Below are 26045 nucleotides of genomic sequence, written 5' to 3' on the forward strand. Positions count from 1 at the left end.
TTGCGCGCCTTGGTATTTCACCGATCCTCCACCGCGTCGATCGAGAAGCCGGCGGCGATGTCGGCTGCTTCTGACAGGACGGCATCGACCAGCGGCGTGCGGCGGCTGGATCGGATTGACGCATAGAATGGCAGGGGCGGAAACGGCTTCTCGACCGGGATGACCAGCAACGAACCCTCCCGGATCTCCCGCTCCACGCAATTCGGCGGGATGGCGGCGACGCCCAGACCATCAAGGACCAGCCTGATCATGCTGGACAGCGAGTTCGAGGAGTTCACCGGCGCGTCGACCGTCGAGGTCCCGCCGAAATACTCGGTGTTCAGCCGGTATGGTGGTGTGCCGGGCGGATAGACGATCATCGGTAGCCGCGACAACTCGGCGACCGACAGCGTCCGGTCGGTGGCAATCAGCGAAGGGCTGGCGACCCAGCCCATGGCGTATCGGCAGATCATGGTGTTGTCGAACTGCTCGCCGGGCAACTGCTGTATCGAAAAGGCAATATCCGTTTCGTCGGCATCAAGTTGCCGGGCCAGACGAAAGCTCGTGTCGTTGCTGATCTCGACGCCGACGCCGGGATATTTCGACCGCAAACGATCGATCAGCCGCGGGAGCCAGGTCTGAACGATGGCGTCAATCGCGCCGATGCGGATCGTGCCGCGGAACGGTCCGTCGACGGCGGGACGTTCGCGCATGGCCCGCATGGCGCGAAGGACCGATTCCGCGTGGACCAGCGCGGCGACGCCTTCGGCGGTCAGCCGGACGCCACGGCTGTCGCGAACGAACAGCGAGATTCCGAGATCGTTCTCCAGGACCTTGATCCGGGCAGAGACGGCCGGCTGTGTGGTGTTCATGCTTTCCGCCACGGCGCGGAAATTGCCGAGCCGGGCCAGGGCGACAAAGGTCTCGACGGCACGCAGATTCATTGTCTCATCTCTCGGTTATCACTATGGCGCCCGGCGTTGACACCACCGGCGCGTCGGCGGACATAGTAATGGTATCGCGCCGGGCCCGGCGTGGGTGAAGAGTCCGGACCGTGATCCGGGAACCCAAATGATGACAGGTTGGCTGCTCATGTCCGCATCGTCCGTGACCTACCGAAATACCGGCCGGATAGCGATCCTGGTCGCCGTTGTGGCGCTGATCGTTGCCGCGATTGTCAGCCTGCCGGTCCAGGATTACAGCGTGTCGCTGCTGACATGGATCGAAGGACTCGGCTTTACCGGATATATCGTCTTCTTCGCACTTTATGTTCTGTTCACAGTCCTGTTTCTGCCGGGCTTCATTTTTACGTTGGGCGGAGGCGCCTTGTTCGGTCTTGGTACCGGATTCGTCGTCGTGTCCCTGGGCAGCACTGTCGGCGCCTGTGCGGCATTCCTTATCGGGCGCTTTCTGGCGCGGGACATGGTGGCGCGTAGGGTTGCCGGCAGTCCCCGGTTTTCAGCCATCGACAGCGCCGTGGGCCGACAAGGCTGGAAGATCGTATTCCTGACCCGCCTGAGCCCGGTATTTCCGTTCAACCTGATCAACTACGCCTATGGGCTGACGCGGATCCCGTTTCTGCATTACGCCCTGGCGACATGGATCGGCATGATGCCGGGGACGCTCGTCTACGTCTATCTCGGCTCGCTGGCCGGCGATGTCGCCCGTGCGGCTGTCGGCGACCGGCCCGACGCCAGCGGTCTGGAAACGGCGACCCAGGTGGTGGGGTTGATGGCGACCGTCGCGGTTACTTGGTACATCACCCGTATTGCGCGCCGGGCTCTTCGCGAAGCATTGCCCGAGGATGAACGGGCTAGCGGTGAGGCGGCGAAATGACGGCCATCGCCCGCACCGACCGGTCAGCCGGCAGGCCGCCTTCCGAACGAAGCCGAACCGGAAGGAGCTTCTTCCAGCGTCAGTTGGACCGCAGCCTGGAACGCCGGGCTCTGATCAACGCGCGGGCGGTTGCGCCCTTCGTGGTTGGCCCGATGGTGCTCGACGTCGGCGCGGCCGAAGGTTGGGTCGGGCAAGCTTTGGCCGATGACGATATCGGGCTCATGGTTTCGCTGCTCGATGTGGTCGATCTCAATCTTGCGACTCTGCCGCTCACACTTTACGACGGGCTGACATTCCCGTTCGGCGACAACAGCTTCGACACCGTGCTCGTGATGCTGACGCTGCATCATTGCGACGATCCGGTCCGCGTTCTGGCAGAGGCCTCCCGAGTGGCTCGACGGCGCGTGATCGTCACCGAATCCGTCTATCGGACCTCGGCGGGCCGATGGCTGCTGTGGACAATGGACAACGGCCTGAACGGGTTGCGCAGCGGCTGGCAAATGCCGGGCGGGCTGCACTTTGCGCCGGTGGCGCACTGGCTGGACCGGTTCCGGGACCTTGATCTTGCCGTTATCGAAACCCGCTGGCTTTCCCGTGGTCTCCACCGCCATGTCGCATTTGTGCTGGAGCCGCCGTATTCATGATGCCGCGTTCTCAGGACCGGGTTCTCAGGGCCCGCTTCGGATTGTGCGGTGGGTGGGGAGACAAAAAACCCCTTAAGCATGGACGCGGAGTGTGGCACAAAAGCCTCACGACCCAGCCGGGTGGCAATCGGGCCGGCCCGGGCGGAACGGCCAGAAAAATCGGGGTTCTTCAGGATGGAAGCTTTCAAGCGGATTACAGGCATTGCAGCACCGATGCCGATGGACAATGTCGACACCGACATGATCATACCCAAGCAATTCCTGAAGACAATCAAGCGTTCGGGACTCGCGCGCGGCCTGTTCTATGAATTGCGCTATGATGCCGACGGCAACAAGATCCCGTTCGTGCTCGACACGCCCCCCTATGATCAGGCCAAGGTCCTCGTCGCCGGCGACAATTTCGGCTGCGGTTCATCGCGGGAACATGCGCCGTGGGCGATCAACGATTTCGGCCTTCGGTGCGTCATCGCCAAGAGCTTCGCCGACATCTTCTATAACAACTGCTTCAAGAACGGCATCCTGCCGATCGCGATCAAGGACGACGCCACCCTGGCCGCGTTGATGGGCGACGCCGAACAGGGCGCATCGCTGACCGTGGATCTCGAATCGAAGACGATCACGCGCCCGGATGGCAGCACAATCGCCTTCGAGACCGACGACTTCCGCCGCCACTGCCTGTTGAACGGTCTTGACGATATCGGCCTGACGCTGAAGAACGCGCCGGAAATCGAGGCGTTCGAGGCAAAGCGCACCCAGGAACGGCCCTGGCTCTGAGCCGGACCAGCCGAACCCGATGGCAGCAGTGCCCGGGAAATCGACGACTTGGTGAACCAGAGACGGGATCGAAAGCAGTATGACCGTTAAGAAGACCATCCTTATGCTGCCGGGCGACGGTATTGGCCCGGACGTCATCGCCCAGACCCGTCGGCTGATCGACTGGCTGAACAGCAATCGCGACGTCGCATTCACCGTGGAAGAAGATCTGGTAGGCGGATGTTCCCACGACGCCCATGGCGTTCCGTTGACCGATGCGGCGATGGCCCGCGCCCAGGCGGCGGATGCCGTTCTGCTGGGCGCTGTCGGCGGCCCGCAATATGACGGCCTGCCGTTCGACGTCCGGCCGGAAGCTGGTCTGCTTCGCCTGCGCAAGGAAATGGAACTGTTCGCCAATCTGCGGCCGGCGGTCGTGTTTCCGGCGCTTGCCGATCATTCGTCGCTCAAGCGGGAAGTTGTCGAAGGCCTCGACATCATGATCGTGCGCGAGTTGACCGGCGGCGTCTATTTCGGCGAGCCGCGCGGCATCGAGACACTGCCGGATGGCCAGCGCCGCGGTATCAATACGCAGGTCTACACCACCTCGGAAATCCATCGGGTCGCGGCGGTGGCGTTCGATCTGGCCCGCAAGCGCGGCAAGCTCGTCCATTCCGTCGAGAAGATGAACGTGATGGAAAGCGGCCGGTTGTGGCGCGAAGAGGTCACCGCACTGCACGAGAAGTCCTTCTCCGACGTGAAGCTGGAGCATATGCTGGCGGATAATTGCGCGATGCAGCTCGTGCGCAATCCCAAGCAGTTCGACGTCATCGTGACCGACAATCTCTTCGGCGACATGCTCTCCGACGAAGCCGCCATGCTGACCGGCAGTCTCGGCATGCTGCCGTCGGCATCCCTGGGCGCCACTGACGGGCAGGGCCGGCGCAAGGCACTCTATGAGCCGGTTCATGGATCGGCGCCGGATATCGCGGGCCAGAATCTCGCCAATCCGATTGCCACCATTCTCAGCTTCGCGATGATGCTGCGATACAGTTTCGATCTGGCGGAACCGGCGAGCGTGATCGAAGACTCGGTGCGTGACGTGTTGAATCAGGGCCTCAGAACCGGTGACATCATGGGCGCCGGCATGACCCAGGTCGGCACGGCGGGCATGGGCGACGCCATTCTCGCCGCCATGGAAAAATACGCGGCCTGACCGGCCATGTGAATTGTCCGCCGATCTGAGTGACCAGAGCAACCGTCAGGAACGAGCATGCCCGTCAGAAACAGTATCGCCGCCATGGAAGCCGACCTTACCGAGTGGCGCCGGCACCTCCATTCCTATCCGGAACTGGCCTTCAACGAATTGCACACCAGCGCTTTCGTTGCGGAGCGGCTGGCGGAATGGGGCGTCGAAATCCATCGCGGGCTGGCGAAAACCGGTGTCGTCGGCGTGCTGCGCGGGCAGGGCGGGGATGGGCCGACAATCGGTTTGCGGGCGGATATGGATGCCTTGCCGATCGTCGAGGAAACCGGTTTGCCTCATGCGTCGACGCGTGAGGGCGTGATGCATGCGTGCGGTCACGACGGCCATACCACGATGCTGCTGGGGGCCGCCCGTCATCTGGCGGAAAATCCCGACTTCAAGGGAACGATCTGCTTCATCTTCCAGCCGGCCGAAGAGAATGGCGGCGGTGCCAACGTCATGATCGAGGACGGGTTGTTCGACCAGTTCCCGATGGAGAGCGTTTGGGGACTGCACAACTCGCCGCACTATCCGTTTGGAATGCTGGCGTGGCGACCCGGGCCGGCGATGGCCGCCGTCGACGATTTCGACATCGTCATCCACGGCAAGGGCGGGCACGCGGCGCGGCCCCATACCGCCGTCGATCCGATCGGCATCGGCTGCGAATTGCATCACCAACTCGAAACGCTGATCCGGCGCCGGATCGAAACCCACGCCGAAGCCGTGATCACCGTTACCCAGTTCCAGGCTGGCGATGCCTATAACGTGATACCGTCATCCGCGACTCTGCGCGGCACCATCCGCTCTTACGATGACGCGCTCGTCGCCCGCGTTCGCGATGCGATCGGGTCTGTCTGCCGCGGCGTCGAAGCCATGACCGGCGCACGCGTCGAACTTACGCTCCATACGGGTTACCCGCCGCTTGTGAACGACCCGGCGTCGACCGCCATCGCCGCCGAGGTCGCGACCCGTGTCGCCGACGACGGCAAGACGTTTCCCGATGCGCCTGCAGTGATGGGAGCCGAAGATTTCGCCTTCATGCTGCAAAAGAAGCCGGGAGCCTATATCTGGATGGGCACGGCTGAAGAGGGCGCCGACACCGCCCAGCTTCACCACCCTTCGTTCGACTTCAACGACCGCGCCCTGACGCTGGGGACAGAATACTGGGTCAGCCTGGCTGAACGTCTGTTGGGGAACCGGTGACGTAGCCATCTGAGGTTGCGCCGCAATAATTAATTGCAATTTATGGTAGTTTTCTTTACCAAGGCGAGGTCTTACAGACCTCACCTTGGATAGGGACGAGCCATGCCGATACGCAAGGAAATCGTCGGGCTGAAAAAGGAAATGATTGCCTGGCGACGGCATCTCCACGCCCATCCGGAACTCGGCTTTCACGAGCACATGACCGGCGACTTCGTCGCAGAAAAGCTCGAGTCCTGGGGGCTGCGGGTACATCGGGGGCTGGGCGGAACCGGCGTCGTCGGCGTTCTGGCGGGGCAGCAGGGGGATGGGCCCTCTGTCGGCTTGCGGGCCGAACTCGACGCGCTTCCGATAGCCGAGAAAACCGGTGCTTCGTGGGCGTCACGCCATGACGGTGTGATGCATGCCTGCGGGCATGACGGCCACACAGCCATGCTGTTGGGGGCCGCAAAGCATCTCTCGCGCAGCCCAGCCTTTGGCGGAACGGTGACATTCATCTTTCAGCCCGCTGAGGAAAAGGGCGGCGGCGCCAATGTCATGATCGGCGATGGCCTGTTCGAGCAGCACCCGATGGACTCGGTCTGGACGCTGCACAACGCGCCCCATCTGCCGTGTGGCATGATTGCGTGGACGACGGGGCCGGCGATGTCGGCGGTAGAAGATTTCGACATCGAAATCCAGGGGACAGGCGGCCATGCGGCTCGCCCCTATGTCGCAAACGACCCGATCGGCATCGCGTGCCGTTTGCAGCAGGAGCTGGAATCCCTCGTCCGGCGGTCCACCGATTCCTACGAAGAGGCAATGATCACCGTCACCAGGATCCGTTCCGGCGACAGCTACAATGTAATCCCTTCTGCGGCGACGCTTTCCGGCACGATGCGCGCGCTCGACGACAGTGTCATGGACCGCCTGCGTTCGGCTCTGAGCCGGTTGTGTTCCGGATACGAAACGATGTTCGAAGCCGAAATCGCGGTGAAACAGCACCTGGGCTATCCGGTTCTCGTCAACCGCGCCGAGAACACGGCGTTGGCGGCCGAAGTGGCGGCGGGCGTTGTCGGCGAGGATCGCATTTATGGACGGCATCCGCCCGTAATGGGATCGGAGGACTTCGCCTTCATGCTGCGTCATAAGCCCGGCGCCCAGATCTGGATCGGCGGTGGGCCGCCCGATGGCGACGGACCGCAACTTCACGATCCACGATACGATTTCAACGACGCGGCATTGACCATCGGCACCGAATTTCTGGTCAGCCTGACCGAACGTCTGGCAGCGGACGGGGGCGGCTGAGGGGCAGCCTCAAGGCATCAGCCAGCGACCGAAGTCGCTATTCGATGCCGAAGAATGCCAGTTGCCGGCGCAGATCCGCCACAGGCATCGGGTAATCCGTGCCATTGCGGGCATGCAGCACGGCGGACGGCTGCACCCGGGCGATATGGGTCTGAACCTTGATCGCAATCCCGACCGGCAGCCCGGCCTTCCAGCACAGGGCGACGATGCCTTTTGGGCTCCGCGTGTCGAGGACTGCCTGCACGGCGTGATGCGGAACCTCCGCCAGCAATGCCAGGGCCGCCGCGACGAACGGCCGGTCGCCGTCGAAGATCGCGTCGTCGATGTCCTGACTGCTTAACACACCGCGCGCATGAAGGTCGGCGGCGCGGTGGCGTGCGGTGTTCGGGTCCGGTGCGGACTTTGCCGCCGACCCGACCGGCTTTACGACATCAAGGGGCGGTCCCCGGTCGAGCGGGTGGCTTTCCGACGTCAGGCGCGTGCGCAACATTTCGGTCAGGGCATCGGCCGTGTCGGGATCGATATCGGAGCGGCTCCGCATTGCCTCGATCAGGCCGGCGGCAACGAAGCGGGAAAGCGTGCGCATGGCGCTGCCGGTCAGGGCAGGGCGATAGACCAGCGGCCGGTGCCACGCGGGGTGGTCCGGCGCCCGCTCCAGAATGGCGTCGAGTGTTTCTTCGCGGATCTGGGCCGATTGATTGGCGAGCAGGCTGCCGATCGCGTCGGCGTCGCCCGATTCGACGATCCCGGCCGCGACGCGTGTCGACAACCCGTCGCGGCGGGCGAGCGATCCCGCAACACCCGGTGGTGGGGCCGATCTCAGGACCGCCAGCAGATCGTCGTCGGTCAGGACCGGGCTGTGCTCGACCATTGGGCTCGCGACCTGGCCTTCCCGGTCGAGCGCAAGTCCGAGCGCCACTTTCGCTGGCAGGTTCCGGCATTCCCGGGTCGCCCGCGCCAGCAATGCCCGGATCGACGGCCTTGGGTCAGCGGCAATCTGCATCAGAATGTCATTGACGATCCGGTCGAGCGGCGGGGGATTGGTCTCTTCGTTCGGTGCCAGACGTGCCACGGTCTTGCGCACCAGGTCGGCGCAGATTGCCGGATCGGCATCGCCGGTCAGCAGAAGATCGGCCTTGAGCGGAGTGTTCGGGTTTTGCGCCACGGCCAGCCGCACCTCTGCGGCGACGTCACCGGCCAGGAAATACAGGATCTCCGGCGGAACGTCCGGCTGGGCGGCGAGATCGCGGCGATCGTCGACCGTTGCGGCCGTCGCCCTGCGCTTGGCGGATTCATAGGCCGGCAGGGAAGGGTCGCGGTCCTCCGGAGGCCGCGCCATGCTCAGGCCTCTTCCGGGGCGGGGCGCTCGTCCGGCTGCCGCTCTTCGGACGGCAGCGGAGGATCGACCAGCAGGACCACGCCGCGCGCTCCGACCCATTCGTCCTGGTCGTCGTGCAGCGGCCGGGCGGATACGGCGCCGACCACCAGCGTGCCGTCGATGCGCAGAAGATCGAGCCGTTCGGCGCGCACTGGCCGCCGTACTTCGAACGCCGTGCGCTCCAGCCCCTCATGGGCCAGAAGCACCGAGAAATGGGCGCCAATCAGGGCGTCGGCCGGATAGCCGAGGGCACCATCGGACGAAACGTAGACCAACTGACCATTGATGTCGGTCTCGAACGAGAAATCGCAGGCCATATCGACCATGTCACGGAATCGCTGCCGCGAATCGGCAAGCGCCTGGCGCAGATGCCGCTCCAGCGTCACGTCGCGGCCCAGCAGCAGTCGGCAGCCGTCGGGCAGCAAAGTGGCTGACCATTCGATCATCGTCGGCCCGCGATCGGTTGCGAGTGTCGATGTATGGTTGGCGGCGCCGGCGGTTTCGGTGGCGCTGGCGGCCCACTCGATCAGGTCCCAGCCCCATTCGGCGTCAAGCAGGCCGGGGCCGAGATCGGTCAGCGCCGACCCGACGCGAATGGGAGTCAGATCGGCGTCGAGCAGGATCGACGGGCCGGGGTAACGCTCCACCACAGCATCGATGGGGGCGGGCCGCCAGCCGCCACCGCCCGTCCCGGCCGCGTCGATCCCGGCAACGGCGACAGCGGACCCGGCGTCCGGCGCCACTGGTCCGGTCGTCGGGGGCACGGTCGGCGCAGAGGGATCTGGTGGGGGTGACATACCGAAAAGCCGCTTGAACACGAAAGGGGCATCCTGCAAACAATTACCGTCAACGCAGTGGTCGATATCTTCCATAGCGCACTCCGGTGAAGGTCCTGTTAAGCATCGATAGAAGGCGCGGGATTTCTTTGTGTATCGCTGGCATGCAGGTATCCTGCGGGCGCGATGCGGCGGTTGGCACCACGGCCGCAGATCGTCACCTGCAATTCTGTCCGTCAGAAGCGAGACACCATGAGCGACCGGGTCGATCATATCGAGACATGGGTCTTTGACCTGGACAACACCCTCTATCCGGCCTCATCCAATCTGTTCGATCAGGTTGACCGCCGGATGGGAGAATTCATCGCCGCGCGATTCGCCATGGCCCCCGACGAGGCCCGACTTCTGCAAAAGAAACTGTTCCGCGAACACGGCACGACGTTGCGCGGGTTGATGACGGATCATGGTGTGGCGGCGGCCGATTTTCTGGATTTCGTGCACGACATCGATCTGTCGGTGCTGGCGCCGCAAGATGATCTGGTGACGGCCCTGGAGGCCTTGCCCGGACGCAAGCTGATCTTCACCAACGGCTCCGAACGCCATGCCGAACGGGTGCTGGGGCATATCGGCATCGACCATCTGTTCGACGGCGTGATGGATATCGTCGGCAGCGACTATGTGCCCAAGCCAGCGGCGGCCCCCTATGACGCCCTGATCGCGCGATTTGCCATCGAACCGGCGCGCGCCGCGATGGTTGAGGACATGGCGCGCAATCTCGAAGTGCCGCACCGGCTCGGTATGACGACGGTCTGGGTCGCCGGCGGGCCGGATTGGGCCCAACCCGACGATACGGCCCATATTCACCATGTCGTCCACGATCTCGCCGGCTGGTTGAGCGAGCGGGCGCGCGGGCGGATCACCTGATGCCTGTGGCGAGCGTTTGGTCCGGCCTCATCCGAAAAAGCGCCTGAATTCGTCGACGACGGCCTCCGGCGCTTCCTCGGCCAGATAGTGGCCAGTGGGCACGGACCCGCCGGTCGGTGCAACCTCGCAATACCGGGTCCAGATCGCGAGCGGGTCGTACCATTGCCCGATCTTGCCCTTGTCGCCCCATAGAACGCGCGTCGGGCACTGGACCTTGCGGTCTTCGGCACGGCTCGTCCGGTCGTGATCCATGTCGATTGTCGCCGCCGCGCGATAATCCTCGCACATGCCGGTGATCATGTCCGGCGAGCGCACCGCCGCCAAATAATCGGCAAGGGCTTCGGGGTGGAAGAATCCCGGCGGCTTGGGCTCTCGTGAGGTGTGGGCCGCGAACCAGGCATCGGGTGCGGCATTGATCAGCGTTTCCGGAAAGGGGTGGGGCTGAGCCAGCCAGAACCAGTGGTAATACCCCATCGCAAACTTCATATCGGCCCGCTCGAAATGCTCCAGCGTCGGAACGATGTCGAGTACGGCAAGGCGCCGGACGCGGTCGGGATGATCGATGGCAAGCCGGTGCGCGACACGCGCGCCACGATCATGACCGGCCAGCAAAAAGCTGTCATGGCCAAGCGTTGCCGCCAACTCGACGATCTCCGCCGCCATTTCGCGCTTGGCATAGGGCGCGTGATCGGTGCTCGCGGCCGGTTTCCACGATCCTCCATAGCCGCGCAGATCGGGGCAGATGACGTCGAATGCCGCAGCCAGATCCGGCGCCACGGCATGCCACATGGCATGGGTCTGGGGATTGCCGTGCAGCAGGATCAGCGGCGGACCTGATCCGCCGCGCCGGAACCGGACGCGGCGGCCCTGGATGTCCATGGTCTCGGTGCGGAAGCCGTCGAAAAAGGCCGTCATTGAGGGTGATCCCGGTTTGATGGTTCTGGCGCAGAGCCGCCAGTATGCATATGCCGGCAACCGACCGGAAAGAGCACAGGCGTGCACCGAACCCGGTCCGGGTGCGATTGACATTGGACGGGGGCTTGATCATGGTAGTCGCGCTTCCTCTCGGACATCGATCCAACGACCATTTACGGACATGACATGACGCCGGACACGCTTCAGCAGGTAATCGAAAGCGCTTGGGAAAGCCGTGACGCGATCACGGTTTCCACGGCAGGTGAAACCCGCGAAGCGGTTGAGGCGGCGCTGAACGGTCTGGACAGCGGCGCGATGCGCGTCGCCGAAAAAATCGACGGCACATGGCAGGTCAATCAGTGGCTGAAAAAGGCGGTTCTGCTGTCGTTCCGCCTGAGCCCGATGACGACGATCGGCAACGGTCCCGGCGGCACGGCGTGGTGGGACAAGGTGCCGTCGAAATTCGACGGCTGGGGCGCGGCGGATTTCGAAAGTGCCGGCTTCCGTACCGTGCCGACGGCGGTGGTCCGGCGCTCGGCCTATATCGCGCCGAGCGTGATCCTGATGCCGAGCTTCGTGAATATCGGCGCCCGCGTCGATAGCGGAACGATGATCGATACCTGGGCAACGGTCGGCTCCTGCGCGCAGATCGGCCGGAACGTCCATCTGTCCGGCGGCGCCGGCATCGGCGGCGTGCTGGAACCGTTGCAGGCGGGACCGGTCATCATCGAGGACGGCTGTTTCATCGGCGCCCGGTCCGAAGTGGCCGAAGGCGTGATCGTCGAAGAAGGCGCGGTGCTGTCGATGGGCGTTTATCTCGGAGCCTCGACGAAGATCGTCGATCGCGAAACGGGAGAAACGTTCCGCGGCCGCGTGCCGGCCTACTCCGTCGTCGTGCCGGGCACCATGCCGGGCAAGCCGCTTCCGGACGGATCGCCGGGGCCGGCGCTTTATTGTGCGGTCATCGTCAAGCGGGTCGACGAGCAGACGCGCGCCAAGACCAGCGTCAACGAGTTGCTGCGCGACTGACGCCCGAACCTTCCGTTCAGACATCCGAAAGCGAATCCTGCCAATGGCGCCGCGCACCGATCCCGTCGAACTGGCCCGTGATCTGATCCGGTGCCGCAGCGTCACACCCGACGACAGCGGCGCGATGGACGTCGTCGAAACCGCCCTGTCGACGCTGGGCTTCGAGTGTCACCGTCTGACGCTGGGCGAGGCGGGCGATCCCCCGATCGAGAATCTGTACGCCCGTCTCGGCACCGAGGGGCCGAACCTCTGCTTTGCCGGTCACACCGATGTCGTGCCGCCCGGCGACGAGGCCGATTGGACCCATCCACCTTTCGCGGCCGAAATCCACGACGGCATTCTTTATGGCCGCGGCGCTGTCGACATGAAGGGTGCAGTTGCGTCCTTTATCGCTGCGGTCGGCCGCATGGCAACGTCACTCGCGGGGCCCGATGGCCGTTGGACGCCATCAGGGTTTTCGCTGTCGTTGCTGATCACGGGCGACGAGGAGGGCCCGGCTTTCAACGGAACGCGCCGGGTCCTGGAATGGCTCGCCGACCGGGGGGAGCGGATCGACGCCTGTGTCGTCGGTGAACCGACCAACGCCACGCGCATCGGCGACACGATGAAGATCGGCCGCCGCGGCTCGATGTCCGGATTTCTGTCGGTCGAGGGCGCCCAGGCTCATGCCGCCTATGCGAGGTCCGAGGATAACGCTGTCCACCGCATGATCGCCCTGTTGCACGCGCTGACGGCGGCGCCGATCGATGAAGCTACCGATCATTTCGATCCGACCAGCCTGCAGGTCGTCACCGTGGATGTCGGCAACCCGACCGTCAATGTCGTGCCGCCCCGTGCTGCTGCAACGATCAACACCCGCTTCAACGACCGCCATACCAGCGCGTCCCTGCAGGCGCTGATCTGCGAAAAACTGGACGCCGTCGATCGCGATTACGCCATCCGGTGGCATGTGAGTGGTGAGAACTTCCTGACCGAGCCGGGCGTCTTTACCGAACTGGTGGCGTCTTCAGTCGCCGATGCAACGGGGAGCCGGCCGGCCTACAGCACATCGGGCGGCAGTTCCGACGCCCGTTTCATCAGGCATCACTGCCCGGTGGTCGAGTTCGGGCTGAACAACGCCACCATCCACAAGACGAACGAGCAGACGCCGGTGGCCGATCTCGAAGCCCTGACTGCAGTATATCAGGCGCTGATCACGCGGGTGGCACGCGGCGAGCCATTGGTCTGAACATCGCGGGTCCCGGCACCTGGTCAAAGATGTTCAGGGCGTCCGATCCTACGACTCTCCCAGCATGTTTGCGGCGACCACGCGCAAATGGTCGCGCATCGCCGCTTCGGCCGCGGTGCGGTCGCGGTCGGCGATCGCGTCGCGAACGGCCCTGTGCTGCAGGATATAGGCGCTGATCCGTTCCGGTGTCAGCGATGCCTGCTTCAGACGCCCCCACATGGAATCGCTTCGCGCCTGGTTCAGGGTTTCGAACAGTGTCAGCAGCATCGAATTGTTGCAGGCCGTCGCGACGATGCCATGAAAAGCACTGTCCCAATGCTCGAACTGCAGCAGGCTTGATGCCCGCTCTGACTGGCTGATCGCTTCGTCCATTCGTTCGATATCGTCCGGCGTCGCCCGAAGGGCGGCAATCGCGGTGATTCGCGGTTCCAGAACGCTGCGGGCTTCCAGCACCTCGGCCGGATTGGTCGTGTTAAGTGCGGCCGTGGGGCGGGCTGACGGCTGATGGGCGAACGGGGCTGCATCGGCCGTCCTGCCGTCCATGCGCCTGCCGACGAATGTGCCCTGGCCGACGCCCCGCCACAGCACGCCGTCGTCGCGCAGTCTGTCCATCGCACGCCGCATCGTCCCGCGGCTGCCGCCGAGAACCTTGATCAATTCGCGTTCGGCCGGCAGGCGATCCCCCGGCCCGAAGCCGCCGTCGGCAATGTAGGCGCGGAGCGATTCCGCAAGTTCCGTGCTGCGCATGGCGCCTCGATTCTCCTTCACAACGGACCAAAAATAGTCCAATTATCGGAATGGATCAAATATTATGTCCGAAATGTGCTTGACTGCGGCATTGACATGAGGTTTCTTAGGAAAAAGGCTATCCAATATTAGTCCAATCACGAATTGGGTCAAACTGCAATGAAGCTCGTCACCTTTACCCTGTCGTCCACCCCGGAGTCTCCCGCCCATGTGGGTGCCTGCGACGATGGAGACGCAACTGTCGCGGACCTGACCGATGGCGGTCTGGCCGATTCGATGGAAAGCTTCATCCGGATGGGCAAAGCGGGTCTGGACAAGGCGCGGGCCTATGTGATGGGCACGCCGAAGCGGTACGCTTTGGCGGACATCGTAATCGGTGCTCCCATATCCCGTCCCGCCAAGAATATCATGTGCGTCGGCAAGAACTACTACGCTCATGCGGTGGAATTTCATTCCAGCGGCTTCGATGCCTCCAGCGCGGCCGGTGCCGCGGCCGTTCCCGACAAGCCCGTGATCTTCACCAAGGCCCATACGAGCATCGCCGCGCCGGGTGCCGTCATCGACACCCGTCTCGACCCGACCGGTTCGACCGATTACGAGGGCGAGCTGGCCGTCGTCATCGGCGTCGGCGGCCGGGGCATCGCGCGCGACCGGGCCCTGGAACACGTTTACGGTTATACCATCGTCAACGATGTGACGGCGCGAACGATTCAACACGCCCACAAGCAGTGGTTCCTGGGCAAGAGCATCGATGGCTATTGCCCCATGGGTCCGTGTCTGGTGACGGCGGACGAGATCGAGGATGTCGAGGCGCTCGAACTCGTGACCACGGTCAACGGCGAGGTTCGGCAAAAGGCTTCGGTCGCCGATCTGGTGTTCGACATTCCGATGCTGATCGAAACCATCTCCCACGGTATCCGGCTGGAGCCGGGCGATGTGATCGCAACCGGAACGCCTGCCGGCGTCGGGATCGGCTTCGATCCGCCGCGCTATCTCAAGGCCGGCGACAGCGTTGCCGTCACGATCGAACCCATCGGGACGTTGACCAATCCAGTCTCGTAACGCCGGCCCCGTCTGAATAAACGGGGCCGAATACAAGAACATCAAAGCGGAGGAGGAAATACTCATGAAGAAATATATGTTGACCACGGCGCTGGTCTCGGCCGGTTTCGCGGCGGCAATGGCCGCCACGCCGGCCGCAGCGCAGACGCAGGTCGCGTGGGGCGGCTCGAACCCCGGCGGTGTCATGTATTACATGGTCGGTGTCGCGGGCACGCTGTTTTCCGAGCAGGTTGACGGGCTGAACGTGACCCAGGTAACGACCGGCGGTTCGACGGAAAACGCCAAACGGCTGGTCAGCGGCGAACTCGACATGGGGATCGTCTACGGGGCGCATGTCTATATGTCGCTGAACAACGAGGGGCCGTTCGAGAACGACGCCACGGGTGACATGCTGCGCGGGGTGGCCAAGGCTTACGAGGGCCCGACCTATTTCGTCACGCTCGAAGGCTCCGACATTGAAACGATCGACGATCTGGCCGGTGCCAATGTTGCGTTGGGCCCGCCGGGTTCCGGGACGGTCTTCAATTGCTCGAACATGCTTCGCGCGCTTGGCATGCTCGACGACATCGAGCCGGAGATGATGACCTTTGCCGATGCGGGCCGGGCGCTGGGCAACAATCAGATCGACGCGTTCTGCCAATCGTCCGCACCGGCAGCGGCAGTGTCCGAACTGGCGGAGACCCAGGGCGTGCGCGTCCTGGAATACAGCGACGAGCAGATGGCGACCATCCAGGAGATGTATCCGTTCTATAATACCGGCCGTCTTGCCGACGATGTCTATACCGGCGTCCCGGAAACGCAAATGCCGTTCATGACGGTCTATTGGGTCGCGCATGAGCGGGTCGACGCCGATGTCGTCGAGGACATGCTTGAGGTCGCCTATACCGACGAGAACCGCCAGCGGCTTGCCGAGGGGCATGCGGCCTGGGCGCAAATGGAGCCCGACACCGCGAATTTCCTCGCGCTGGGCGCGCCGATGCACCCGGGTGCCGAAGCCTATTATCGGGCCAATGGCATGTGGGAAGAGTGATCCCTGCCGCAGTAAAAGCGTAAGATCGTCGCCCGCGCGGAAATGAACAGCCGCGCGGGCGATTGCCAGTGTGGGGCGAGGGGCCCGACACCTCCGGAGTCCAGGGCAACGCCAGTGACGAACGCCGCCATGACTGAGACAGCTTCCCCCTGGTTCGGGCCGGTCGCGGGACCGAAGCGGCGCCTGACGGGGCCGTTCGCCATCGCTTTTCGGCTGATCGCGGCCGGATTTGCCGGATTCTACCTCTATACCTCGGGCTTCGGACTGGTTTCCACCGAGAGCAACCGCGGCGTCTATCTGATGCTGACCTCGGTGCTCGTCTTTCTGCTGTTCCCGGCCACACGGCGTTCGCCGACGGATCGAGCGACGATTGTCGACCTGGTCTGGATAGCGGCGGCTGTGATCACGATTACTTACTGGATGGACCAGTACGTATCCTATGCCATGTTCAGGGTCAGTTCTCCGAACCAGACCGACCTGATCATGGGGGCGGTGGCAATCGTCACCATGCTGGAAACGAGCCGCCGCGTCCTCGGCTCCGCCCTGGTGTTTATCGCAGTGGCCTTTCTCGCCCAGCTTTATCTCGGCGCCTGGTTGCCGGGAAAGCTGGCGCATTCGGGCATGTCGGTCGAACGGATCCTGGAGTTTACCTTTTCGACGCAGGAGGCGATCTTCGGCGTCGTGACGGCCACATTCGCGACCTTCGTCTTTCCGTTCATGATCTTCGGCGCGTTTCTGGAGCGATCCGGCGCCGGCACCTTCTTCATGGAACTGGGCACCGCCGTTGCCGGGCGCTGGCGCGGTGGACCGGCAAAGATCGCGGTCCTGACATCGGCCCTGTTCGGCTCGATCTCGGGTTCGTCGGTGGCCAACACCGTGACGACCGGCAGTTTCACCATTCCGCTGATGAAGCGCACCGGCTTCAAGCCGCACAATGCCGGTGCGATCGAGGCCATCGCGTCAACCGGAGGGCAGTTCATGCCTCCGGTAATGGGGGCCGGCGTGTTCATCCTGGCGACATTGACACAGACGAGCTATCTGACCATCGCGCTGATGAACATCATTCCGGCGGCGCTGTTCTTCATCTTTCTGATGTTGATGATCGATCTGGAAGCGCTGCGGACCGGGATCAAGGGGCTGCCGCCGTCCGATATTCCGTCCGTGTCGGGCGTAATGCGGCGCGGCTGGTTCTTCTTCCTGCCGCTGGTGGTCGTAATCGGCCTGCTGTTCATCGGCTATTCGCCCGATTTCGGTGCCTTCTGGGGAACGGTCGCGGCCTTCGCGCTCTCGTGGCTGCGTCGTGAAACCCGCATGGGGCCAAGGAAGCTGTTCCATGCCATGTCCTGGGCGGGGCAGAGCAATACATCCGCCGGTGCGGCGATCGGCACCCTGGGCATTATCATCGGCGGCATCGTCCTGGCGGGTCTGGGGCTGAAATTCTCCGCCGTCCTCATCGACTTCGCCGGCGGGCAGTTGCTGCCGGCCGTCATCATGGTGACGTTGATCTCGATCATCATCGGGATGGGAAGCTCCACAACCGGGTCATATATCATCCTGTCCGTCGTGGCGGCGCCGGCGCTGGTCAATCTGGGCGTGCCGCTGATTGCGGCGCATCTGGCGGTATTCTATGCCGCCTGCCTTTCCAACATCACGCCGCCCGTCTGCGTCTCGGCCTATGCCGCCGCGGCCATCGCCGATTCCAACCCGATGCGAACGGGATTCGCGGCCCTGAAATTCGGCGCGACGCTCGTCATTATCCCGTTCGCCTTCGCCTATACGCCTGAAATCCTGATGATCGGCGAGGTGCCCGCCATCGTTCACCGAACGGCCGCGTTCCTGGTCGGCAGCATCGCGCTGGCAACGGCATTGCAGGGACTGTCCTGGCTGGGCGGGTCGCTGGACCGGGGCTCCCGGGCGGCAATGATCGTGTTGGCCGCTGTCCTGTTCGTGCCGGTCCCGCTCTGGATCGACGGGCTCGCGCTGCTTGGCGTTGCGGCAATCTGGTTCATGCGGCGGTCGAGCATGGCGCCGGTGGCCGGCTGAGCCTATCGGTCGTTCGGCTGATCGTCTTCCGGCTTCGGATAGGCGACATCGGCAAAATAGAGCCCGTCTGCGGGGGCGGTCGGGCCGGCGGCGGCGCGCTCGCGGGCGGCCAGGGCGCGGGCGACGGCGCCGGAATCCCATCGGCCCTGGCCGACCTTGATCAGCGTGCCCACGATGATGCGGACCTGGTTCTGCAGGAACGATCGGGCCTTGACCTCGAATACGATCTCGTCGCCCGCCTGTGCGGCGGTGAAGAGCGCCGGCTGCGCGGTGTCACCATCGATGATGCGGATCGAGTCCATGGTCCGCATGGGCGACGACGCCTGGCATTCCGATGCCCGGAAACTGGTGAAATCATGGTGTCCGATCATCGCCGCCGCCCCGGTTCGCATGGCATCGATATCGATCTCGCCCTGGACCTGCCACGCCAGCCCCCGATCGAGCACCAGCGGCGCGCGACGATTGATCACGCGATAGAGATACCGGCGCTGAAGCGCCGATGTCCGGGCGTTGAAACCGGGGGGCGCCTCCTCGGCGGCGATGACGGCAACGGGCGCCGGCCTCAGATGAAAGTTGATGGCGTCGCGGACGACATCCGGACGGCTGGGGCGATCGATATCGACATGGGCGACTTGTCCCAGGGCATGAACGCCGGAATCCGTGCGCCCGGCACCCTGAACCGACCGCTGCTCGCCGCAGAATTTGTGAATCGCGGTTTCCAGCGTCTCCTGTATCGACTGGCCGTTGGCCTGACGCTGCCAGCCGACGAACGGACGCCCGTCATATTCGATGGTCAGCTTGTAGCGTGTCACGGGGTGTCGTTCTCTGCCGGCGCGCCAAGGACGGTGCCGGGCGACAGGTCGCCCGGATAGCCGCGAAGAAAAGCCGCCGCATCGGTGGGCGAGCGCCCGGGCCGCTGCAAGGTGAGCAAGCGCAGGGCCTGACCATCACCGCAGGCGACGGTCAGAACGTCGTCGAGGATTTCACCCGGCCGGCCACGGGTAACGGCCGGCAGACGCTCGACCTTTTTCAGCTTGATCGTCTCACCCGCATGCGCGAACCAGGCGCCGGGGAAAGGAGACAGCGCACGCACCTGCCGGTCGGCGTACTCCGCGCTGGACCAATCGATCTGCCCCTCGGTGCGCGAGATCTTTGCGGCATAGGTCACGCCATCATCGGGCTGCGGCGTCGGCGTCAAGGTTCCGGAAACCAGGCCGTCGAGCGCGCCCGGCAAAAGGTGGGCGCCCAGAGCCGCGAGGCGATCGTGGAGGCCCGGTGTCGTTGTTTCCGGCGTGATGGGCACTGACCGCCATGTCAGCATATCGCCGGTATCGAGCCCTTCGGCCATCATCATGATGGTGACGCCGGTCTCGGTGTCGCCAGCCAGGATCGCCCTGTGAATGGGCGCCGCACCGCGCCACCGGGGCAGCAGACTGGCATGAACGTTGATGCAGCCATAGCGGGGCGCGGACAGGATCGGCAGTGGCAGAATCAGGCCATAGGCTGCGACGACCGCCGCGTCGAGTTCCAGATCGGCGAACGCCTGCTGTTCGTCCGCGCCGCGCAGTCCGGATGGGTGCCGCACCGGCAGCCCAAGTGCTTCGGCCTTTTGCTGAACGGGTGACGGCCGTTGTTTCTGACCCCGGCCGGCCGGGCGCGGGGGTTGAGTATAGACGGCGGCGATCTCGTGACCGGCCGCGATCAGCGCCGTCAGGCTGGGGACGGCGAAATCCGGCGTGCCCATGAATGCGAGCCGAAGCCGGTGGGTCACGCGGCCCGACCCTTCTTCCATTTCGCCACCTTGCGCATGATCATGTTGCGTTTCAGGGTCGACAGATGGTCGGTGAACAGGACGCCGTCCAGGTGGTCGATCTCGTGCTGGATGCAGACGGAAAGAATGCCATCGCCTTCCAGCTCACGGCGGGTACCGGTCTCGTCGAGATAAGCGATCCTGACCTGTGCCGGGCGCGTCACGTCCGCGTATTGCTCGGGCACCGAAAGGCACCCTTCCTGCGTGGTCACCAGATCTTCCGACGTCCAGAGGATTTCAGGATTGATCAACCGCATGGGAGCCGGGTCGGCGCCCTTTTCCGCGACATCCATGACCACGACGCGCTTGAAGACGCCGATTTGCGGCGCGGCGAGGCCGATGCCTGGTGCGTCGTACATCGTATCGAGCATGTCGTCCATAAGACGCAGAATCCCGTCATCGATTTCGCTGACCGGTTGACAGGCCTGCTTCAGCGCCGGGTCCGGGATTAACCTGATTTCATGTATGGCCATTTGCCGGAACTCTTGAACTCTTGCTCGAACAAATCCGCGCGCGCCGATGTGCGACGCGCGAAAATGATGATTGCAGACCCTTATTGGAGGGGCCCGTTCCCGTCAAGCCTCGCCAGCGGGCGGGTCTGCAGGAATCCGCCGCCGTCGATCACAACTCTGCCGAGGGAAAGGTCAGCGTAACCGACGTTCCCTCGCCGGGGCGGCTGTCGATCGACATGGTGGCGTTCTGAATCGACGCAAAGGCATGCACCAGCGGCAGGCCGAGGCCGGTGCCGGGGGCAGCGGAAATCTCGGTCGTGGCCACTCTGCCGAATCGCTCCATCGCGATCGCGACTTCTTCAGCGGACATGCCGATTCCGGAATCGGTGACCTTGATCGCTACCTTGCCATCGACCATGCGCGCCGTAACGCCGACGGTTCCGCCACGCGGTGTAAATTTGATGGCATTGGACATGAGATTCAAGAGCATCTGACGCAGCAGCCTGGGGTCTGCTGCCAATGGCGTCATTGCCTCGGCGACGTCGTCGGTCAGCGTCAGGTCGCGCTTCGCGGCCTGGGGTCTGACGATCCTCATGCATGTGCGGACGATGTCGGCGGCAGCGATGGCTTCGGGTTCCACTGACATTCGGCCGGCTTCAACCTTGCTCAGGTCCAGAACCTCGTTGATCATTTCCAGGAGATGCTGCGCGCTGTCATGGATGTCGCGAATATAATCGAAATAGCGCTCGCGCGAGAAGGCGCCCAGCGCCTCGGTGGCGATCAGCTCCGAAAAGCCGATGATTGCGTTCAGCGGCGTTCGCAGTTCGTGGCTCATATTGGCCAGGAATTCCGATTTCGTCCGATTGGCGTCCTCGGCCTGCTGGCGGGCGACGATCACGGCCCGCCGGGTTGCGGCCAGTGTCAGGGCACCGCCGACAAAGGCGCAGGCGGTCTCGATGGCATCCACCACCGGTCGGGGCCAGTCGGTCGCCGCATCGGCGCTTTCGAACGATACGATGCCCCACAGATGGCCTGCCTCCATGACCGGGACGGCGCATACGCTGCCGAGTCCGCATTCGGCCATCCATGCCTGCATTTCGGCTTCGACGCGGTCGCGCCGACCGACGATGGTTTCGCCGCTCTGCAGGGCGTCGCCCCAGGGTGCCAGATTACGGTCGGCTATCGCCGATGCCCAGTCGACCTGTTCGCCGCGTCGGCTCCTGTCGGCCGGGGGCACAACACTCACCCCACGGTCGGCGGACCATATCAGCACGTCGTTGCTGTCGCGCGCGGCCGGCGAGATCGGTTCGATCCGGACGGTCCCCACGCCCGCCCCTCGGCCGAGCTGCTCCAGGATCTCACGGATGGCCGGGTGCCAGTCTCCATCCTGCAAGAGGCGGCTGGCATTCGCGCCAATGGCGGAGAGAATCGCCTCGCGGCGGTCGGGGGTGCCGGTCGCTGCATCAATGGTTTCCGCCACGCCGCCCTCATCAATATTAGCAAAATTGCACGAATGAACGTTAAAGGCCGAATCGTAAGTCATCAACGCATACGAAAAAGTTAATGCCACAATAGCGAATTTGCTTCCTGCGGACGTGCGCGCTTCCCCGAGTGTGCATGCTCTGGCAAGATCGCGCTCAAATAATCCAGTACGGGAGGATGCCCATGTCGTTTGCCATTTATCCAAGCCTGAAGAATACCACTGTCATCGTGACCGGTGGAGCGTCGGGAATCGGCGCGGAAGTCGTCGAGGCGTTCGCCGCTCAGGGATCGCGCGTCGGCATGATCGACCTGGACGGAGACCGTGGTGCGGCCAAAAAGGCGGAAATGGACGGGCGCGGCCTGCCATTTGCTTTCGAAAAATGTGATCTGCGGGACATCGATGCTTTGAAATCGTCCATCGCAGCCCTGAAGTCGGCGCTCGGTCCGGCCACTGTGCTCGTAAACAACGCCGCGCGGGACGACCGGCATCCCTGGACCGAGGTGACGCCCGATTACTACGACGAGCGCATCGCGACCAACCTGCGACACATGTTTTTCGCCATTCAGGCTGTGGCGCCGGACATGATCGCGGCCGGCAAGGGGTCGATCATCAATTTCGGCTCCAATTCCTGGTGGGAAGGGGCCGGTGGTATGCCCGTCTATACGTCGTCGAAGGCAGCGGTGCACGGCATGACGCGGTCTTTTGCCCGCGACCTCGGCCCCCATCGGATTCGCGTCAACACGGTTGTTCCCGGCTGGGTGATGACCGAGCGGCAGAAATCCCTGTGGGCGACGCCCGAAGCCCTGGAGAAGCATCGCCAGCGCCAGTGCCTGCCCGACCTGATCGATCCTGTCTATCTCGCCCGGATGGTGCTGTTCCTGGCGTCGGACGATGCGGCCATGTGCACCGCCAACAACTACATGGTCGAAGCGGGATCGATCTAGCGCGCATATCCTGGCGGGCTAGGCGGTCGCTTCGGACATTGCTGCGGACGTAGCATCGGATATGGCGCCGGTTTTCGCGTCAGCGTTGGCGTCTGGCAGCGCAAGGACCCGGATCGTCGGGTCGATCGATCGGAACGTGTCGACGACCCAGGGATGGCAGGTGAACATCATGACCTGGTGCTCGGGCGCCAGGTCGAGGAACGATTCCGCCATCGCCCGCGCGCGGGCCGGGTCGAAGTTCACGAATACGTCGTCCACGATCACCGGCAGCCGGGCGCGCCGCTCGCCATAATCGGCGACCAGGCCCAGCCGCATGGCGAGATAGAGCTGTTCGGCGGTCCCCCGGCTGAGGGCGTCGTCGGTGATCGGCAGGCCGGATTCGGGTTCGACCAGGATCGCGCCCTCGTTCTGCGGATCCTGCAACACACGCGAATAGCGCCCACCCGTCACGCGGCGGAAGTGGAGCCCGGCCTTTTGCAGCACGGCGGGCTGCCGCGCCTTCTGGAAATCGGCCAGCGTGTCGCGGATCAGCCGGGCGGCCAGGGTAACCTCGCGCCACTCGGCCAAACCATTCTCAAAGGCCTCCCGGTGGCCGGCCAGCGCGTTCTCCAGTGCGGGAATGTCAGCCGAGGCTTCGACCTGTTCCCGTTCGGTGCGCAGTTCCACCGATCTTTCGAACGCGGCATCGGCGTCTGTCCGCGCCTGCTCGGCCGCGTCGCGCTCGATCTGTTCGGATTCCCGCCACGCTTCGAGTTGGCCGGTTTCGAGTTCCGCCAGTATCGACGAGGCGGCATCGCCGTCGCCGACCTGCGCACGGCGCTGTGCTTCGTCGGCCCGTATCGCATCCTGCAGAGTGGCGCGGCGGCGGGAAGTCTGCAGCGCGGCAGGAAGGTGGTCCGGATCGGGAAGACCGGCTTCCGCCGCGATGCCGCGCAGACGCTCGTTTGCCGAGGCCATCTGGGCGCGAACCTTCTCCAGGTCCTGTTGAACCCGTTCCAGGCTGTCTTGTTGTTTGGACCGCCGGTCGACGGTCGCGTCGTGTCCCTTGAGGCGGTGGGTCAGGCTGTCAGCCACGGCGATCGCCGCGCTGACGGATTCCGGCAGGGGCGACAGTTCAAGGCGCGCTGCCAGCGCCGCCATGTCCCGGCGCCACGCCTCCAGTTGTGCATCCAGGGCCGACAGCCGATCTTCCTCGCGGCGCACATCGGCGGCACGGTCGGTTGCCTGATCGATCAGCGCCAGGGCGCCCGTCAGGCCGTCGGTGGTCAGCGTGTCCGGCAGGCCGCAACCAGCCAGCATATGGCGCCACTCGGCCTCGGCCTCGGCATCGCCGCGTTCGGCGTCTTGTCGCGCCCCGATCGCCTTGTCCCGGCGCGCGGTCTCGTGGCGCAGTTTCTCCCGCGCTTCGGCCTGTCGTTCCAGTGCGCGGTCGCGCTGATGGCGCGCGGTTCGTGCCGTGGCAATCGCGGCTTCGCCATCGGCGATCGCGTTTTCCGCCATGACTTCGGCATGGTCGGGGTCGGTGTTGTCGGCGTCGGCCAGACCGGCGGCGCGGAGCGCATCGCGACAGGCCGACACTGTGTCCGCTGCCGCCTGTTCGGCCAGTTGCAAAGCCATATGTGCGGCGTCGCGGGCGTCCAGCGCGGCTTGCCGCCGGCCGGCACGTGCGGCGAGATCGGCCCGGAATTTCGGCATCCAGGCGATCAGTGCGGCCAGCGCTACGAGGCAGAGCGCGCTGGCGATGGCCGTCGCGGCATCGACGCCCTCGCCGGCGGCCGGCCAGGCGGCATACCCGAAACCGGCGGCCGAGAGCGCCAGTATGCCTGCTGCCAGAACAGGCAGGGCCCGGCCTGGTCCCGAGGCGTCCGGCGGATGGGCGTCGACGTTCCGCTCGGCCTGTTGCAGGGCTGCTTGCGCCTGGGCCGCCTCTCGGGCGCGGGCCGAGACGCGCGGCGTCAATTGCCGGGCGTGGCGCAGGCGGCGGTCCTGTTCGTCCAGCGCCTCGGCCGTCGGTGCGGACGGCAACCGGTCGACCGCCTCGTCGGCGGTGTTGGCCGCGTCCCCGGCCGCCTGGACCGCTTCCTCGGCGGCGGTTTCAGCTTGTTGGGCAGCGGTCAGTGTGCGGGCAGCCTCATCCCGGCGCTGACGGGCGGCGGTCAGGGCATTCCGGTCGGCCAGGGCAAGGGTGGTCTCGGTCAATCGCTCAGGCGACCAGTCGGGGCCGAGCCGGCCGAGAACCTCATTCAGTCGCCGGCGCGCGGCAGACACTTCGGCCTCAAGGGCCGCGCGGGCTTCGTGCTTGTCTCGTATTGCAGCGAGATGGGCCACGGCCGCGGCGACAGCCTCGCGTTCGCCGGCAATGGCCGGGTCGGGGGCGAGCGATGCCACCGTCTTTGCCAGATTGGCTTCGCGTGTTTCGAATTCGGCGATCTGCTCGCGGCATGAGCCGGTCCTGGCAATCAGGGCGTTGATCTCGCCCTCCAACGCCAGCAGGTCGATCGCGCAGTCAGTGCCGGCTGCCAGTTCGCTCCGGGCTTCGGCGATCCGCACCTGGACCGGCCATAGCCGCTGCAAAAGTTCTGCCCTTGCAGCCGCCTCTTCGTGGCTTCGCGCCCGTCGGCGAGCCTCGTCCGCTTCGGCGGCCGCCGCTTCCTCGCGGCGGGCCAGGTCGGCGTGGTCGGCAACGCTGGCGCGGGATTCGGCGAGCTTGCGCTTCAGGCGGTCGATCTCGTCGGCGATTTCCTTCAGCGGGCCAGAGCGCGGCTTCAGCAATGATTCGATCCGGCCATCCAACTCAGCCAGAGCGGCGCTGGCGCTTCGGCCCGCGCCGAGCAGTCCGGCGGAAAAGAGCTGCTCGCGGATGCCGTCGGCATTAAGGCTCTTGAAGGATTCCAGCTCCCAGAGTCCGAAAGCGAAAACGTTGCGGAAGACTCTGGCGTCCGTGTGGCCAAGGGCGGTTTCGAGTACCGATTCAGGCTCGACGGTTCCGTCCGCGCGCGTGACGGACAGGCTGCTTTTGCCCCGCGCTATCGTCAACTCGCCGTCCGGCGTTGCCAGAACGATTCGGCCGCCATGGGTGCCGCCGGCGAGCGGGTGGTATTTCCGGTCGTTCCGGCCTTTGGGGAAGCCGAACAGGACGCCCTGAAGAAAGGCCAGCAGTGTACTCTTGCCGGCCTCGTTCCGGCCCTGGACGATCAGCGGCTTGCCGTCGAGGTCATCGACGCGCCAGTTGTTCAGGATGCCGAATCCGTCAACATGCCAGCCGGCAATATGCATGGCGTT

The 26045-nt window shown here is 64.5% G+C and carries 23 protein-coding genes; 13 read left to right on the forward strand and 10 right to left on the reverse strand.

The features are described 5' to 3' along the window. Positions 1–17 precede the first annotated feature (17 nt). Positions 18–923 (reverse strand): LysR family transcriptional regulator, encoded by a 906-nt coding sequence (locus ABZ728_RS14620; RefSeq protein ID WP_366656950.1) that lies wholly within the window; start codon positions 921–923, stop codon positions 18–20. 127 nt (positions 924–1050) lie between these two features. Here ABZ728_RS14620 and ABZ728_RS14625 point away from each other — a divergent pair, with 127 nt between their 5' ends. From ABZ728_RS14625 to ABZ728_RS14650, 6 genes are all read left to right on the forward strand, one after another. Then, complete coding sequence (locus ABZ728_RS14625) at positions 1051–1815, forward strand: TVP38/TMEM64 family protein (RefSeq protein WP_366656951.1); 765 nt, start codon at positions 1051–1053, stop codon at positions 1813–1815. Further along, positions 1812–2459: a methyltransferase domain-containing protein gene (locus ABZ728_RS14630; RefSeq protein ID WP_366656952.1), complete on the forward strand. Its 648-nt coding sequence runs from the start codon at positions 1812–1814 to the stop codon at positions 2457–2459. The genes ABZ728_RS14625 and ABZ728_RS14630 overlap by 4 nt, the downstream gene beginning before the upstream one ends. A gap of 174 nt (positions 2460–2633) precedes the next feature. Beyond that, positions 2634–3233: a 3-isopropylmalate dehydratase small subunit gene (gene leuD / locus ABZ728_RS14635; RefSeq protein ID WP_366656953.1), complete on the forward strand. Its 600-nt coding sequence runs from the start codon at positions 2634–2636 to the stop codon at positions 3231–3233. Between the two features lie 79 nt (positions 3234–3312). Continuing rightward, positions 3313–4425: a 3-isopropylmalate dehydrogenase gene (leuB, locus tag ABZ728_RS14640; protein ID WP_366656955.1), complete on the forward strand. Its 1113-nt coding sequence runs from the start codon at positions 3313–3315 to the stop codon at positions 4423–4425. A 57-nt stretch (positions 4426–4482) separates the two neighbouring features. Continuing rightward, positions 4483–5658 carry a M20 aminoacylase family protein gene (locus ABZ728_RS14645; RefSeq protein WP_366656956.1) on the forward strand — a complete coding sequence of 392 codons (1176 nt, stop codon included), beginning with the start codon at positions 4483–4485 and terminating at the stop codon, positions 5656–5658. A 102-nt stretch (positions 5659–5760) separates the two neighbouring features. Continuing rightward, entirely contained in the window at positions 5761–6942 is a 1182-nt protein-coding gene (locus ABZ728_RS14650; protein WP_366656957.1) for an amidohydrolase, read from the forward strand. Positions 6943–6979: 37 nt separating this feature from the next. On the opposite strand, the gene ABZ728_RS14655 is transcribed toward ABZ728_RS14650, so the two are convergent. Together ABZ728_RS14655 and ABZ728_RS14660 are read right to left on the reverse strand one after the other, a co-directional pair. Beyond that, a complete protein-coding gene (locus ABZ728_RS14655; protein ID WP_366656958.1) occupies positions 6980–8281 on the reverse strand; it encodes a DUF2336 domain-containing protein in 1302 nt (433 codons plus the stop codon). Between the two features lie 2 nt (positions 8282–8283). Continuing rightward, the gene (locus tag ABZ728_RS14660; protein WP_366656959.1) at positions 8284–9117 is read right to left on the reverse strand and encodes a PAS domain-containing protein; all 834 of its coding nucleotides are present in this window, start codon (positions 9115–9117) and stop codon (positions 8284–8286) included. Positions 9118–9348: 231 nt separating this feature from the next. Here ABZ728_RS14660 and ABZ728_RS14665 point away from each other — a divergent pair, with 231 nt between their 5' ends. Continuing rightward, positions 9349–10020 (forward strand): pyrimidine 5'-nucleotidase, encoded by a 672-nt coding sequence (locus tag ABZ728_RS14665; protein WP_366656960.1) that lies wholly within the window; start codon positions 9349–9351, stop codon positions 10018–10020. A gap of 27 nt (positions 10021–10047) precedes the next feature. Here the strand turns inward: ABZ728_RS14665 and ABZ728_RS14670 are convergent, their stop codons facing one another. Further along, on the reverse strand, positions 10048–10935 hold the full coding sequence (locus tag ABZ728_RS14670; protein WP_366656961.1) for an alpha/beta hydrolase: 888 nt from the start codon (positions 10933–10935) through the stop codon (positions 10048–10050). Between the two features lie 186 nt (positions 10936–11121). Between ABZ728_RS14670 and dapD the strand changes: the two genes are divergently transcribed. Together dapD and dapE are read left to right on the forward strand one after the other, a co-directional pair. Next, the gene (gene dapD, locus ABZ728_RS14675) at positions 11122–11964 is read left to right on the forward strand and encodes a 2,3,4,5-tetrahydropyridine-2,6-dicarboxylate N-succinyltransferase (protein WP_366656962.1); all 843 of its coding nucleotides are present in this window, start codon (positions 11122–11124) and stop codon (positions 11962–11964) included. 43 nt (positions 11965–12007) lie between these two features. Further along, positions 12008–13192, forward strand: a complete 1185-nt coding sequence (gene dapE / locus ABZ728_RS14680) for a succinyl-diaminopimelate desuccinylase (protein ID WP_366656963.1) — start codon at positions 12008–12010, stop codon at positions 13190–13192. A 48-nt stretch (positions 13193–13240) separates the two neighbouring features. Here the strand turns inward: dapE and ABZ728_RS14685 are convergent, their stop codons facing one another. Beyond that, positions 13241–13939: a FadR/GntR family transcriptional regulator gene (locus tag ABZ728_RS14685; protein WP_366656964.1), complete on the reverse strand. Its 699-nt coding sequence runs from the start codon at positions 13937–13939 to the stop codon at positions 13241–13243. 159 nt (positions 13940–14098) lie between these two features. Here ABZ728_RS14685 and ABZ728_RS14690 point away from each other — a divergent pair, with 159 nt between their 5' ends. The 3 genes from ABZ728_RS14690 to ABZ728_RS14700 all read left to right on the forward strand — a co-directional run bounded on the left by ABZ728_RS14690 (position 14099) and on the right by ABZ728_RS14700 (position 18074). Further along, positions 14099–15001 (forward strand): fumarylacetoacetate hydrolase family protein, encoded by a 903-nt coding sequence (locus ABZ728_RS14690; protein ID WP_366656965.1) that lies wholly within the window; start codon positions 14099–14101, stop codon positions 14999–15001. Positions 15002–15065: 64 nt separating this feature from the next. Beyond that, positions 15066–16031, forward strand: a complete 966-nt coding sequence (locus tag ABZ728_RS14695) for a TAXI family TRAP transporter solute-binding subunit (protein WP_366656966.1) — start codon at positions 15066–15068, stop codon at positions 16029–16031. A 129-nt stretch (positions 16032–16160) separates the two neighbouring features. Beyond that, a complete protein-coding gene (locus tag ABZ728_RS14700) occupies positions 16161–18074 on the forward strand; it encodes a TRAP transporter fused permease subunit (RefSeq protein WP_366656967.1) in 1914 nt (637 codons plus the stop codon). A 2-nt stretch (positions 18075–18076) separates the two neighbouring features. On the opposite strand, the gene truA is transcribed toward ABZ728_RS14700, so the two are convergent. The 4 genes from truA to ABZ728_RS14720 form a co-directional block, all read right to left on the reverse strand. Beyond that, positions 18077–18886, reverse strand: coding sequence for a tRNA pseudouridine(38-40) synthase TruA (gene truA / locus ABZ728_RS14705; RefSeq protein WP_366656968.1), 810 nt, complete (start codon positions 18884–18886; stop codon positions 18077–18079). Continuing rightward, a complete protein-coding gene (gene fmt / locus ABZ728_RS14710) occupies positions 18883–19866 on the reverse strand; it encodes a methionyl-tRNA formyltransferase (protein ID WP_366656969.1) in 984 nt (327 codons plus the stop codon). The genes truA and fmt overlap by 4 nt, the downstream gene beginning before the upstream one ends. Further along, complete coding sequence (def, locus tag ABZ728_RS14715) at positions 19842–20357, reverse strand: peptide deformylase (RefSeq protein ID WP_366656970.1); 516 nt, start codon at positions 20355–20357, stop codon at positions 19842–19844. The genes fmt and def overlap by 25 nt, the downstream gene beginning before the upstream one ends. Positions 20358–20505: 148 nt before the next feature. Beyond that, a complete protein-coding gene (locus tag ABZ728_RS14720) occupies positions 20506–21816 on the reverse strand; it encodes a HAMP domain-containing sensor histidine kinase (protein WP_366656971.1) in 1311 nt (436 codons plus the stop codon). A 185-nt stretch (positions 21817–22001) separates the two neighbouring features. Here ABZ728_RS14720 and ABZ728_RS14725 point away from each other — a divergent pair, with 185 nt between their 5' ends. Further along, complete coding sequence (locus ABZ728_RS14725) at positions 22002–22763, forward strand: SDR family oxidoreductase (protein WP_366656972.1); 762 nt, start codon at positions 22002–22004, stop codon at positions 22761–22763. Between the two features lie 18 nt (positions 22764–22781). On the opposite strand, the gene ABZ728_RS14730 is transcribed toward ABZ728_RS14725, so the two are convergent. Further along, on the reverse strand, positions 22782–26039 hold the full coding sequence (locus ABZ728_RS14730; RefSeq protein ID WP_366656973.1) for an AAA family ATPase: 3258 nt from the start codon (positions 26037–26039) through the stop codon (positions 22782–22784). Positions 26040–26045 lie beyond the last annotated feature (6 nt).

The sequence above is a fragment of the Fodinicurvata sp. EGI_FJ10296 genome, assembly GCF_040712075.1.
Classification (GTDB): domain Bacteria; phylum Pseudomonadota; class Alphaproteobacteria; order DSM-16000; family Inquilinaceae; genus JBFCVL01.